The sequence below is a fragment of the Frateuria sp. GZRe12 genome (genome assembly GCF_051900535.1).
GTDB lineage: Bacteria > Pseudomonadota > Gammaproteobacteria > Xanthomonadales > Rhodanobacteraceae > Frateuria_A.
Genome location: NZ_JBHZGI010000008.1, coordinates 90,605 through 103,361, shown reverse-complemented (window position 1 = coordinate 103,361; position 12,757 = coordinate 90,605). Strand labels below are relative to the sequence as shown.

The window sequence follows — 12,757 nt, the reverse complement described above, 5'->3', positions numbered from 1 at the left end:
GGCAAGCGCTTCGTGCTAGGCTCGACGGTCCATGCACACCCCCGACCAACCCGCGGCCCCGCCGCGCAACATCCTCACGCCAAGCACGCTGAACCGGCTCGTGCGCGGGCTGCTGGAGGACGCGTTGCCGCTGGTGTGGATCGAGGGCGAGCTGTGCAACGTGTCGCGACCGGCCTCGGGGCATCTGTACTTCACGCTGAAGGACGCCGGCGCCCAGGTGCGCGCGGCGATGTTCAAGCCCAAGAGCAGTTGGCTGCGCTTCAAGCCGGCCGACGGCATGCACGTGCTGGTCCGCGCGCGGGTCGGGCTGTACGAACCGCGCGGCGAGTTCCAGCTGGTCGCCGAACACATGGAGCTGGCCGGCGAGGGCGCGCTGCGGCGCGAGTTCGATCTGCTCAAGGCGCGGCTCGATGCCGAAGGCCTGTTCGAGCCCTCCCGCAAGCGTCCCCTGCCCCGGTTCGTCCGGCGGATCGGCGTGATCACCTCGGCCACCGGCGCGGCGATCCGCGACGTGCTGAGCGTGCTGCGCCGGCGCTGGCCACTGGTCGAGGTCGAGGTGCTGCCCGTGCCGGTGCAGGGACGAGAAGCGCCACCGGCGATCGTGGCCATGCTGCGCAAGGCCTCGGCGTCCGGTCGCCACGACGTGCTGCTGCTGACCCGCGGCGGCGGCTCGCTGGAAGACCTGATGGCCTTCAGCGACGAAGCCGTCGCCCGCGCCGTACACGCCAGCGCTGTCCCGGTGGTGAGCGCGGTCGGGCACGAGATCGACTTCTCCATCGCCGACTTCGTCGCGGACCTTCGCGCGGCCACGCCCTCGGCCGCTGCCGAACTGCTGGTGCCCGACGCGCTGGCGCTGCGCCGGCATCTGGGCCAGCTGGCTCAACGTCTTCAATTGCTGCAGGCCCGTCGCCTGCAGGCACAGACCCAGCGCCTCGACCACCTTTACGCTCGCCTGCAGGCGCAACGCCCGCAGGCGCGGTTGGGGCGCGACCGCGAGCGGCTGGTGCAATTGCACCGTCGACTGGACGCGGCGCTGCGCGAGCAGGTTCGCACCCGTGGCATGCGGCTCGAGCGCCTGCACGCGCGGCTGCTTGCGCAGCATCCGCGCCAGCGACTGCAGTTGCTGCAGCGACGCCTGGCCGAGCGCGAGCGCTCGTTGCAGCAATGCATGGGCCATCGCCTGGAGCGCGCCCGCCTGACCCTGCGCCAGTCCGCGCGCGCACTGCACGCGGTCAGTCCGCTGGCCACGCTGGAGCGCGGCTACGCCATCGTGTTCGACGGTGAGGGCCGGGTACTGCGGGCGGCAAAGGATGCACCGGCGGGTACGGTCGTTCGCGCGCGACTCGCCGAGGGCGAATTGACCGCCCGCGTCCTGCCCCCGGATACACCCAAGCCGTAGTAGCGAAGCCGGCTCACGCACCGGCAACGCCTGCGGCGGCAACCTGTTCTTCTCCATCCGGGAGACGTCCATGCTCGAGAAGACCTACCCCTACTACCTCGCCAACCGCCCGCAGCACCCCAACGCCGACCTCGAGGTACGCGACAAGTACAGCGGCAAGGTCGCCACGCGAGTGGCCGTGCCCGACGCCCGCGCGATCGAGAAGGCCATCGCCGCGGCGGTTAAGGCGACGGCGCCCATGCGGGCGTTCAAACCCTGGGCGCGGCAAGCCGTGCTCGAACATTGCGTCGCGCGCTTCGAGCAGCGCCGTGACGAACTGGCGCTGGCGCTGTGCGTGGAAGCCGGCAAGCCGATCAAGGACGCCGCCGGCGAGGTCACGCGACTGATCGAGACCTTCCGCATCGCCGCCGCCGAAGCCGTGCGCCTCGACGGCCAGACGCTCAACCTGGAACTGGCGCCGCGGCTGGACGGCTATCACGGGTACACCAAACGCGTGCCGATCGGGCCGGTGGCTTTCATCACGCCATTCAACTTCCCGCTCAACCTGGTCGCGCACAAGGTCGCGCCGGCGATCGCCGCCGGCTGCCCGTTCGTGCTCAAGCCCTCCGAGAAGACCCCGATCGGCGCGCTGATCATCGGCCAGGTGCTGGCCGAGACCGACCTGCCCAGGGGTGCCTTCTCGATCCTGCCAATCGGTGGCAAGGAGGCCTCACCGCTGGTCGAGGACGAGCGCCTCAAGCTGCTCTCCTTCACCGGCGGGCAGATCGGCTGGGACCTGAAGGCCCGCGCCGGGCGCAAGAAAGTGGTGCTGGAGCTGGGCGGCAATGCCGCCTGCATCGTCGACGCCGACCAGGGCGGCAAGCTCGACGCCATCGTGCAGCGGCTGGTGTTCGGCGCGTTCTACCAGTCCGGCCAGAGCTGCATCGGCGTGCAGCGGATCTACGCGCACGCTTCGCTCTACGAGGCGCTGAAAAGGAAACTGGTCGCCGCCACGAAGAAGCTCAAGGCGGGCGATCCGAAGAAGAAGGACGTCTTCATCGGTCCGATGATCGACGAGGCCGCCGCCGAACGCCTGCACGGCTGGATCGAGGAGGCCCGCCGCGCCGGCGGGAAGCTGCTCTGCGGCGGCAAGCGCGAGGGCAACATGCTCGAAGCGACGCTGATGGAGAACGTGCCGCGGGACGCCAAGGCCAATCGCCTCGAAGCCTTCGGCCCGTTCGCCCTGCTCGCCCCGTTCGACACGCTGGACGAGGCCATCGGGCTGGTCAACGACTCCGACTACGGCCTGCAGGCGGGCATCTTCACCGATCGCCTGGAACACGCCATGCGCGCGTGGGACGAGCTGGAACAGGGCGGCGTGATCGTCAACGACATCCCGAGCTTCCGCGTGGACAACATGCCCTACGGCGGCATCAAGCTCTCGGGGTTCGGCCGCGAGGGCGTGCGCTACGCCATCGAGGATATGAGCGAGGTGCGGTTGCTGGTGATGCGTCGACCGGCGTGAGTCAGTCCTCCGCCGGCCCCTCGTTTTCCGGCGGCACATCGGTGCGCTCACGCCACGCGTACCAGTGATACACCGCCATTCCCACGTATTCGTGCAGAGCCGCGTTGGTGACATAAAGGTTGTACGCATTGGGCACCAGCGACCACACCCCGCGCAGGTAGTCCGCCCGCACCGGCGTCACCTTGATGCCGAAGTGCTCGAACGCGAACACCGCCCGCCGCAGGTGATGCGCCGAGGTCACCAGCCAGACCCGGTCGGCGCCGATCTGCCGAAGCATCCCGCGGGCGTACAGCGCGTTGCCCCAGGTGGTGAGGCTGCGCTTTTCCAGCACCATGTCTTCGCGCGGCACGCCCAGTTGCATCAGCGTGCGCTTGTAGGTGCGCGCAAGCGGCTCGCCGGTGTTCTCCGCGTCGCCACCGCTGACCAGCAGGGTGCAGCGCGCGCCGGACGCGCGGCAATCGCGATAGAGCACGACCGCCTCGGCGATGCGCGAGTAGGCGGTATGTCCCGGCTCGAGCGGCCCACCCGGCGGGTAGGTCGCCCCGGCGGTGAGCAGCACGATCGCGTTGGATGGCGCCCAGTCCAGCGCCGGCCGCTGCGCGTACGGCGATTGCCATACCCGCAGGAGCACTTTGGGCAGCGCGCCGCAGCCGGCCGCGACCAGGAACGCCAGCGCCAGCACGATGCCGGTGAGCCGCAGCCGTCGCCAGCCCAGCCGGCCGGCCAGCCAGGCGAAGGCGAACAACGCGATCAGCAGGTGCACGGTCATCGGCGGCCTCTCCACGGTCGAGTCCGGCATTATGCGGACGCAAAGATGAGCGGAAGGTGGTGCGGGGGCGCACCGCGTGCGCGACCCGGCGGGCTGCCGCGCGGATTGGCGTCCTGCAGGGATGGCGACATCGCCCTGCTACGCTCCCGCTACCCACGAAGGACCATCGCATGACGACGCTCGTCTTCGTCCATGGCTGGAGCGTGACCAGCACCGCCGTCTACGGCGCGATGCCCCGCCGCGTGCAGGACGCCGCCCGCGCCGCCGGACTGGCGCTGACGATCCATGACATCCGCCTGTCCGAATACGTGAGCTTCGACGATGCGGTGACCATGGGCGACCTGGTGCGTGCATTCGACCACGCACTGCGCGACCTGCACCTGTCCACCGGAAGCTTCGCCTGCGTCACCCATTCCACCGGCGGCCCGGTGGTGCGCGAATGGCTGCGTGCGCAGCGCGACACGCCGGGGAGCTACAGCACCATCCGGCTCAGCCACCTGGTGATGCTCGCGCCGGCCAACTTCGGCTCGGCACTGGCCAGGCTCGGGAAAAGCACGCTGGCCCGGCTCAAGGCCTGGTTCAATGGCGTGGAGCCGGGCCAACGCATCCTGGACTGGCTGGAGCTGGGCAGCGCGGCCTCGCTGGCGCTCAACCTGGACCACATCCATGGCGCCGATCCCGCCGCGAAGGGCCAGTTCCTGTTCGTGCTGACCGGCGATCGCCCCGACCGATCGCTCTACGACCACTTGAACAGCTACACCGGCGAGAACGGTTCCGACGGCGTGGTGCGCATCGCCTCGGCCAATCTCAATGCCCGCCACGCCGTGCTTGCGGTAGCGGGTGGGCGGCGCGGCGCGGCGGCCGACGCACTGTCGCTCAGCCTGCTGCGCGGCCCGCGCTGCGCATTCAAGCTGGTCGCCGGCGCCGCGCACTCGGGCGACGAGCAGGGCATCCTCACCGCCGCGGTGCCGGCGACCGTCGAGGCCATCGTGCGCTGCCTGGCGGTCAACGACGCGAGGGCCTACGCTGATCTGTGCGACGCCTTCGACACCGAGAACGCCGCCCGCGACGCCGACAAGGTGGAGCTCGAACCGGTCGGCCCGTTTGCGCCCCGCGTGCACATCCACGATCCGCGCAGCATGCTGATCCTGCGCCTGGCCGACGACACCGGCGAGCCGCTGACCGGCGCGGGGTTCCTGCTCACCGCAGGCCCCGAGGCCAGCCTGGACCAGCTGCCGGCCGGATTCCTGACCGACCGCCAGGCCAACTCGGCCGATCCGTGCACCGTCACGCTGTTCCTCAACCACGCCTTACTCGCCGGCGACGCCCGCGTGCCCGACCCACGCCAACCCCGGCGCACCCTGCGACCGGCCGTCGCGAGCCACCGTCCATACGGCGCGCGCGTGCAGCCCCTGGATCTGGCCGGGCTGGTGCACCACGCCCTGGCCGCCAGCGCGCCGGGCGAGGATCTCTTCGCCATGCTGGGACCGCACCAGAGCACCGTGCTCGACGTGGTGCTGCCGCGGCGCATCCACGAGGGTGTGTTCCGGCTGACGCGCGATCTCTCGCCACACGACTTCCACCACCCCGATCCGGGCCCCGCGATCGGCGACTGAAGCGGGCGGCCCGGCGCGGCGTGCTACCGTGCCGGCGTTTCGTTATCCACCGCCCCGCATGTCCGAGACCCTGCACGTCCTCGTCGCTCCCTGCCGGCACGTGCAGGACATCCGCAAAAGCAGGTTCCTGGCGCAGGCCGCGCCGGTGCCGTCGATCGAGCAGGCGATGGCGTTCCTGCATGAAGTCGCCGACCCCGCCGCCACGCACAACTGCTGGGCCTACCGCATCGGCCACGACTACCGCTTCAACGACGACGGTGAACCCGGCGGCACCGCCGGCCGGCCGATCCTGCAGGCGATCGAAGGCGCTGGCGTGGATCGCGTGATGGTGGTGGTCACCCGCTGGTACGGCGGCATCAAGCTCGGCGCCGGCGGACTGGTGCGCGCCTACGGCGGCACCGCCGCCGAATGCCTGCGCCTGGCCGGGCGCACGCCGCTGGTGGCGATGGCGCGGCTGACCGTGCACTGCCCGTTCGCCGAACTGGCGCTGCTCAAGGCGCGCTGTTCCAACTGGCAGGCGCGGATCGAACACGAGAGCTTCGACGCCGGCGGCGCCATGCTGGAGCTGGAATTGCCGGCGGACTGCCTCGACGAGGCATCCGCGCGCATCGTCGACCTCACCCGCGGCCAGGCGCGCGTGCACCCTTCGCTTCCGTAGTATCGGTCCCGGTGGCCTTTCGGCCAGCGTGCGGGGGGATGGGATCGGCCCATCCACGCTATGCTCCCCCGCAGCGGCTGCCGGGGAGCGGTCGCGAGGGGCGCGCCGATGGCGCGCAGGGGAACCAACCAGAACGGAACCGCCACGTGACTGCCCAAGCCCAAGGCGCCAAGCGCACCGAATTCACCCTACGCGGCCTGATCATCGGCATCGTGATCACCGTGGTATTCACCGCGGCCAACGTGTTCTTCGGCCTCAAGGCCGGCCTTACCTTCGCCACCTCGATCCCGGCGGCGGTGATTTCGATGGCGATCCTGCGGGCGATGAAGAACTCGACCATGCAGGAGAACAACATCGTGCAGACGGTGGCCTCGGCCGCCGGCACGCTCTCCTCGATCATCTTCGTGCTGCCGGGCCTGATCATCATCGGCTGGTGGAACGGGTTCCCGTTCTGGATGTCCTTCGGCATCTGCGCCACCGGCGGCATCCTGGGCGTGATGTACACCATCCCGCTGCGCCGCGCGCTGGTCACCGACTCGGACCTGCCCTACCCCGAAGGCGTGGCCTGCGCCGAGGTGCTCAAGGTCGGTTCGAGCAATTCGCAGGAGGCGGCCGAGTCGGTCGAATCCGGCGGCGCCGGCCTCAAGGCCGTGATCGTGGGTTCCATCGTCTCGGCGGTGTTCTACGTGATCGTGCAGACCAAGGTGTTCGCCGCCGCAGTGTCGGACTACTTCCGCGTGGGCGACCGCGGCGCGGCCACCGGCTTCGATTTCAGCCTGTCGTTCGCGCTGTTCGCAGTCGGCCACCTGGTCGGGCTCTGGGTGGGCGTGGCGATGCTGGTCGGCGCGCTGATCGGCTGGGGCTGGGCGGTGCCCCACTTCCTGCTGCTCCATCCGGAAACCGGTTCGGTCGCCGAAGCCGCGCAAGCGACCTGGAGCCACTACGTGCGCTTCGTCGGCGCCGGCACCATCGGCGTGGCGGCGATCTGGACGCTGGCCAAGCTGGTCAAGCCGGTCATCAGCGGCCTGGCCGGCGCCATGGCGGCCTCGCGCGTGCGCAAGGCGGGCAACCTGGCCACCCTGCCGCGCACCGAACACGACATTCCGATCGGCGTGGTGGGCCTGGTCACGCTGGTCTGCATGGTGCCGGTGGCCTGGCTGCTGGGGCATTTCGCCAACGTCAGCGGACTGGGCTCGCACACGGCCTTGCTGGTGATCGGCGGCGTGCTGTTCGTGCTGATCCTGAGCTTCCTGGTCTCGGCCGTATGCGGCTACATGGCCGGCCTGATCGGTTCGTCCAACAGCCCGCTGTCGGGCATCGGCATCCTGGTTGTGATCATCGCCGCGCTGCTGCTGGTGCTGGGCGTCAAGGCGATGATGCCGGAGGACGCCGGCAAGGCGCTGGTGGCGTTCGCGCTGTTCATCACCGCGATCGTGTTCGCGGTGGCCTCCATCGCCAACAACAACCTGCAGGACCTCAAGACCGGCCAGCTGGTCGACGCCACGCCCTCGCTGCAGCAGTGGGCGCTGGTGATCGGCGTGATCGCCGGCGCGGTGGTGATCCCGCCGGTGCTGGACCTGCTCAACCAGGCATACGGTTTCCTCGGCGCGCCGGGCGTCGATCCGGCACGCGCGCTGCCGGCGCCGCAGGCCGGTTTGATTTCGGCGCTCGCCCAGGGAGTGATCACCGGCAACATCGACTGGAGCCTCATCACCATCGGCGCGATGATCGGCGTCGCCCTCATCGTCGTCGACGAGGTGCTGGTGCGCACCACGAAGTCCGCGCGCCTGCCGCCCCTGGCCGTGGGCCTGGGCATCTACCTGCCGACCTCGACCACGTTGATGGTCGTGGTCGGCTCGCTCGTCGGCGCCTGGTTCGACAAGCGTGCGGACCGGGGTCCCAACGCGGACGCGACCAAGCAGCTCGGCGTGCTGCTGGCGTCGGGTCTGATCGTCGGCGAAAGCCTGCTCGGTGTGATCGTGGCCGCGCTCGTGGCGTTCTCCGACGAGCTTGGCTTCGCCAACCACGACGCGCCGCTGGCGCTGGTCGGCGACGGCTTCGCGACTCCGGCGATCTGGATCGGCGGCATCGCGTTCGTGGCCTGCGTCGTGGTGCTGTATCGCTGGATCGCCCGCATGGGCCGCAACGCCGCCTGACTGCCGGCCCTCCCCGGCAATGCCGGGGAGGGCCAGGTCGCCGGCAGGCTTGGGGTGGGTCCCACCCGCCCCCACCTCACCAGGCTCCACCCCTCCAGGCGCCTCGATGAGCGACACCACGCCCCCCGGCAAGCCCACCGCCCGCGTCGGCGCCTTGCGCCAGCTGTGGCCGTTCCTCAAGCCGCACAAGGCGCTGGCGATCGGCTGGCTGGTATTCCTCGGGCTGTCCTCCGGCTCGACGCTGGTGTTGCCGATGGCGGTGCGGCACATGATCGACGCCGGCTTCGGCCACGCCAGCAGCGACATGATCAACCGCACCTTCCTCGGCCTGTTCGCCGTGGCGCTGGTGCTCGCCTTCGCCACGGCGGCCCGATACTTCTGCATCACCCTTCTGGGCGAGCGCTCACTGGCGGCGCTGCGCGCCAAGCTGTACGCGCACGTGATCCGGCTGGACGTGGGCTTCTTCGAGCGCTCGCGCGTGGGCGAGCTGATCTCGCGGCTGGGCACCGACACCGAGGTGGTGCAGGCGCTGATCGGCTCGGGCATCTCCGTGGCGCTTCGCAGCGCGGTGATGCTGCTGGGCGCCAGCGCCATGATGGTCTGGACCAGTCCACGACTGGCAGGTCTCACCGCGCTGGTGATCCCGGCGGTGATGTTGCCTATCCTGATCTTCGGCCGCCGCGTGCAGAAGCTTTCGCGCGCCAGCCAGGACCGCCTGGCCGACGCCGCGGCGATCGCCAACGAAACACTCAACGCCGCGCCGGCGGTCAAGGCCTACGCCCGCGAAGGCATCGAGAGCCGCCGCTACGGCGACGCCATCGACCGCGCGCTGGAAAGTGCGCGCCGGCGCATCGGCATGCGCGCGCTGCTTACCGCGGCGGTGATCGTGCTGTTCTTCGGCGCGATCACGCTGGTGCTCTGGGTCGGCGCGCGCGACGTGCTGGGCGGCAGGCTCAATGCCGGGATCCTCGGCCAATTCGTGCTGTACGCGGTGTTCGCCGCCGGCTCGGTGGCCGGCCTGTCCGAAGTCTGGGGCGACGTGCTGCGCGCCGCCGGCGCGATGGAACGCATCGGCGAACTGTTCGGCGAACAGGCGCACATCGCCGACCCGCCGCAACCGCTCGCGCTGCCGCGCCCGGTCAGCGGTGCGCTGCGCTTCGAGCACGTCGGCTTCCACTATCCCACGCGACCGGATGCGCCGGCGCTGCACGACTTCACCCTGGACATCCGCCCCGGCGAGACTGTGGCGCTGGTCGGCCCCTCGGGTGCCGGCAAGAGCACCGTGTTCGCCCTGCTGTTGCGCTTCTACGACCCGCAGACCGGCGCCATCCGGCTCGATGGCATGGACCTGCGCGCGGTCGCGCTGTCCGAACTGCGCGGCACCATCGCGCTGGTGCCGCAGGAAACGGTGATCTTCGCCGGCAGCGCCTCCGACAACATCCGCTTCGGCCGCCAGGCGGCGAGCGACGACGAGGTGCGCGAGGCGGCCGGTGCCGCCGAGGCCCACGAATTCATCAGCGCGCTCGGCGAGGGTTACGACGCCGAGCTGGGCGAACGCGGCGTGCGCCTGTCCGGTGGCCAACGCCAGCGCATCGCCATCGCCCGCGCCATCCTGCGCGACGCCCCGCTGCTGCTTCTCGACGAGGCCACATCGGCCCTCGACGCGCAATCGGAAGCCGCCATCCAGCAGGCCCTGGAACGCCTGGAAAAGGGCCGCACCACCCTCGTCATCGCCCACCGCCTGGCCACCGTGCAACGCGCCGACCGCATCGTGGTGATGGACGGCGGACGCATCGTCGCCCAGGGCACCCACGAAAGCCTGCTGGCCGAAGGTGGGCTCTACGCCGAGCTGGCAAGGCTGCAGTTCGTCGCCTGATCGGTGGTGTCGCCCTCTTTACCGCGGGGATAGGAATGGCGTGAAGCGACGAGCCCGCCATGCCGCCATCGGTGCGACGGGCTGTTGCCACCAACTTGACGCCCCGGCGACGAGCATCACCTCATGCCCGACCCGTTGCTCCAGCCGCGTCCCGAAGGCCTCTACTGCCCCGCCGGCGGCTTCTACATCGACCCGGCCGAGCCGGTCGCGCAGGCCGTGGTGACGCACGCGCATGGCGACCATGCGCGCCAGGGCAATGCGCGCTACCACGTCGCCCGCGCCGGCCTGGGACTGATGCGCGAGCGGCTGGGCGAGCCTGCGCTGGTCGAGGCCTACGATTACGGCGAATCTTTCACGCTCGGCGAGGTGACGGTGTCGCTGCATCCCTCCGGCCACATGCTGGGCGCGGCGCAGGTGCGCATGGAACATGGCGGGCGCGTCGTGGTGGTCTCGGGCGACTACAAGCGAGAGGCAGATCCAACCTGCGCGCCGTTCGAGCCGGTGCCCTGCGACACCTTCGTCACCGAATCGACCTTCGCCCTGCCCGTCTACCGCTGGCCGCCGATGGCGCAGGTGATCGACGAATTGCTCGCCTGGTGGGACGACTGCAGCCGCCGCAAGGTTTCGGCCGTGCTGTTCTGCTACGCGCTTGGCAAGGCGCAACGGCTGCTGGCCGAGCTCGCGCCGCGGGTCGATCGCGTGGTGCACCTGCACGGCGCGCTGTTGCGACTGACGCAGCTTTATCGCGAGGCCGGCGTGGTGATGCCGCCCACGCAGCCGCTGGAGGAGAACGCGCGTGGCGCGGCGCTGGCAGGGGAGCTGATCCTCGCACCCCCGTCGGCCGCCGGCTCGCCGTGGATGCGACGCTTCCCGAATGCCTCGACCGCCTTCGCTTCCGGCTGGATGCAGGTGCGTGGCAACCGGCGCCGGCGCGGCTACGAGCGTGGATTCGTGGTTTCCGATCACGCCGACTGGAACGGCCTGGTGCGCAGCGTGCGTGACAGTGGCGCCAGGCGCGTCTATGTCACCCATGGCGATGGCGATGCGCTGGTGCGCTACCTGCGCGAGCAAGGCCACGATGCGCTGCCGCTGGCGGCACTGGGGGTCTGAGCGATGCGCCGCTTCGTCCAGCTCTATGCCGCGCTCGACCGCACCGGCTCGACCACCGCCAAGCGCGACGCCATCGCCGCCTACCTGCACGATGCGCCCCCCGCCGATGCGGCTTGGGCGGTGTACGTGCTCGGCGGCGGCAAGCTGCGCCGGCTGGCCAGCGTCACCGAATTGCGCCAGGCCACCCGCGTGGCCACGGGTTACCCCGACTGGCTCATCGACGAGAGTTACGCGCACGTGGGCGATCTGGCCGAAGCCATCGCCCTGCTGCTGCCGACCGGCCGGCCTTCGGACGACGCCCCGCTGCACACGTGGATGGAGCAGCGCCTGCCGGACTTGAGCCGGCTCGATCCGCCCGGTCGCATCGCGCAGCTGCAGGCGTGGTGGAAGACCCTTCCAACAGATGAGGTTTTCCTCCTCAACAAGCTGATCACCGGCGCGCTGCGGGTGGGCGTGTCGCAGCGCCTGGTGGTGCAGGCGCTGGCGTTGTGGTCGCAACTGCCCACCGACCTGATCGCCCATCGCCTGAGCGGCGACTGGAGGCCGAGCACCGGCTCGCTGGCCGCCTTGGCGCAACCGGCGGAGGACGACGCCCATCGCGAGCATCGACCTTATCCCTTCTTCCTCGCCTCCCCGCTGGAATCACCGACGGAGAGCCTGGGCGAGCGTGGCGACTGGCTGGCCGAATGGAAATGGGACGGCATCCGTGCACAACTCATGCGTCGCGCCGACGAGGCGCGGCTGTGGTCGCGTGGCGAGGAGCGGCTGGACGGGCGTTTCCCTGAAATCGAGCAGGCCGCCTGCGCGTTGCCCTCCGGCTGCGTGCTCGATGGCGAAATCCTCGCCTGGGATGGCGAAGCGGCCGCACCGCGGCCGTTCACCGCCCTGCAGAAGCGCATCGGCAAGCTCAAGCCCGGCGCGAAGCTGCTGGCCGAGACGCCGGTGCGCTTCATGGCCTACGACCTGCTGGAACTGGACGGCGCCGACCTGCGCGAGGCGCCGCTGCACCTGCGGCGCGAGCGTCTTACCGTGCTGCTGGAAGGGATGCCACCGACGCTGCTGCTCTCACCCGCCGCCCACACGGACGACTGGGCCGCCCTGGCGCAACTGCGCGAGCAATCGCGCGAGCGGCGCACCGAGGGCCTGATGCTCAAGCGCCTGGACTCGCCCTATCGCGTCGGCCGCAAGCGTGGCGACTGGTGGAAGTGGAAGGTCGACCCCTACACGCTGGACGCGGTGCTGATCTACGCCCAATCCGGCCATGGGCGTCGCGCGGGCCTGTTCACCGACTACACCTTCGGGGTATGGGACCGGGGCCATCTGGTGCCGGTGGCCAAGGCCTATTCGGGCCTGGACGATGCCGAAATCGCACGGCTCGATGCGTGGATCCGGGCGCATACCCTCGAACGATTCGGACCGGTGCGTTCCGTCGAACCGGAGCATGTATTCGAACTGGCGTACGAGGCGATCCAGCGATCCACCCGGCACAAGTCGGGCGTGGCGGTGCGCTTCCCGCGGATCCTGCGCTGGCGTACGGACCTTTCGGTGCGCGACGCCGATCGGCTGGAAGAACTGAAGCGGATGGCCGAGGGCTGAGTGCAGGCACAAGGGCTCCTGCAAGAGCGCAACCGCGGACATAACAGTCGCGCACAGTGCGCTTCTACGGGAT

At 70.1% G+C, this 12,757-nt stretch carries 9 protein-coding genes; 8 read left to right on the top strand and 1 reads right to left on the bottom strand.

Annotated features, from left to right (window positions below):
• Nucleotides 1–31: 31 nt before the first annotated feature.
• Both xseA and ACFWZ4_RS15795 read left to right on the top strand, forming a co-directional pair.
• Nucleotides 32–1,399: an exodeoxyribonuclease VII large subunit gene (gene xseA / locus ACFWZ4_RS15800; RefSeq protein ID WP_439705621.1), complete on the top strand. Its 1,368-nt coding sequence runs from the start codon at nt 32–34 to the stop codon at nt 1,397–1,399.
• Nucleotides 1,400–1,469: 70 nt separating this feature from the next.
• Complete coding sequence (locus ACFWZ4_RS15795; RefSeq protein WP_439705620.1) at nt 1,470–2,903, top strand: aldehyde dehydrogenase family protein; 1,434 nt, start codon at nt 1,470–1,472, stop codon at nt 2,901–2,903.
• Nucleotide 2,904: 1 nt separating this feature from the next.
• Here the strand turns inward: ACFWZ4_RS15795 and ACFWZ4_RS15790 are convergent, their stop codons facing one another.
• Nucleotides 2,905–3,672: a YdcF family protein gene (locus ACFWZ4_RS15790; RefSeq protein WP_439705619.1), complete on the bottom strand. Its 768-nt coding sequence runs from the start codon at nt 3,670–3,672 to the stop codon at nt 2,905–2,907.
• A 170-nt stretch (nt 3,673–3,842) separates the two neighbouring features.
• Here ACFWZ4_RS15790 and ACFWZ4_RS15785 point away from each other — a divergent pair, with 170 nt between their 5' ends.
• The 6 genes from ACFWZ4_RS15785 to ACFWZ4_RS15760 all read left to right on the top strand — a co-directional run bounded on the left by ACFWZ4_RS15785 (nt 3,843) and on the right by ACFWZ4_RS15760 (nt 12,684).
• Nucleotides 3,843–5,288, top strand: coding sequence for a phospholipase (locus ACFWZ4_RS15785; protein WP_439705618.1), 1,446 nt, complete (start codon nt 3,843–3,845; stop codon nt 5,286–5,288).
• 58 nt (nt 5,289–5,346) lie between these two features.
• Nucleotides 5,347–5,946: an IMPACT family protein gene (locus ACFWZ4_RS15780; RefSeq protein ID WP_439705617.1), complete on the top strand. Its 600-nt coding sequence runs from the start codon at nt 5,347–5,349 to the stop codon at nt 5,944–5,946.
• A gap of 146 nt (nt 5,947–6,092) precedes the next feature.
• On the top strand, nt 6,093–8,102 hold the full coding sequence (locus ACFWZ4_RS15775) for an OPT family oligopeptide transporter (protein WP_439705616.1): 2,010 nt from the start codon (nt 6,093–6,095) through the stop codon (nt 8,100–8,102).
• Nucleotides 8,103–8,208: 106 nt separating this feature from the next.
• Complete coding sequence (locus ACFWZ4_RS15770) at nt 8,209–9,978, top strand: ABC transporter transmembrane domain-containing protein (RefSeq protein ID WP_439705615.1); 1,770 nt, start codon at nt 8,209–8,211, stop codon at nt 9,976–9,978.
• Nucleotides 9,979–10,101: 123 nt separating this feature from the next.
• Entirely contained in the window at nt 10,102–11,088 is a 987-nt protein-coding gene (locus ACFWZ4_RS15765) for a ligase-associated DNA damage response exonuclease (protein ID WP_439705614.1), read from the top strand.
• 3 nt (nt 11,089–11,091) lie between these two features.
• Nucleotides 11,092–12,684, top strand: coding sequence for an ATP-dependent DNA ligase (locus ACFWZ4_RS15760; RefSeq protein WP_439705613.1), 1,593 nt, complete (start codon nt 11,092–11,094; stop codon nt 12,682–12,684).
• The last annotated feature ends 73 nt before the right edge of the window (nt 12,685–12,757 follow it).

Bases quoted from the DNA above. Each gene is read 5' to 3' on its own strand.
- xseA (WP_439705621.1), top strand. From the start codon at position 32: ATGCACACCCCCGACCAACCCGCGGCCCCGCCGCGCAACATCCTCACG.
- ACFWZ4_RS15770 (WP_439705615.1), top strand. From the start codon at position 8,209: ATGAGCGACACCACGCCCCCCGGCAAGCCCACCGCCCGCGTCGGCGCC.
- ACFWZ4_RS15760 (WP_439705613.1), top strand. From the start codon at position 11,092: ATGCGCCGCTTCGTCCAGCTCTATGCCGCGCTCGACCGCACCGGCTCG.
- ACFWZ4_RS15780 (WP_439705617.1), top strand. From the start codon at position 5,347: ATGTCCGAGACCCTGCACGTCCTCGTCGCTCCCTGCCGGCACGTGCAG.
- ACFWZ4_RS15795 (WP_439705620.1), top strand. From the start codon at position 1,470: ATGCTCGAGAAGACCTACCCCTACTACCTCGCCAACCGCCCGCAGCAC.
- ACFWZ4_RS15790 (WP_439705619.1), bottom strand. From the start codon at position 3,672: ATGACCGTGCACCTGCTGATCGCGTTGTTCGCCTTCGCCTGGCTGGCC.
- ACFWZ4_RS15785 (WP_439705618.1), top strand. From the start codon at position 3,843: ATGACGACGCTCGTCTTCGTCCATGGCTGGAGCGTGACCAGCACCGCC.
- ACFWZ4_RS15765 (WP_439705614.1), top strand. From the start codon at position 10,102: ATGCCCGACCCGTTGCTCCAGCCGCGTCCCGAAGGCCTCTACTGCCCC.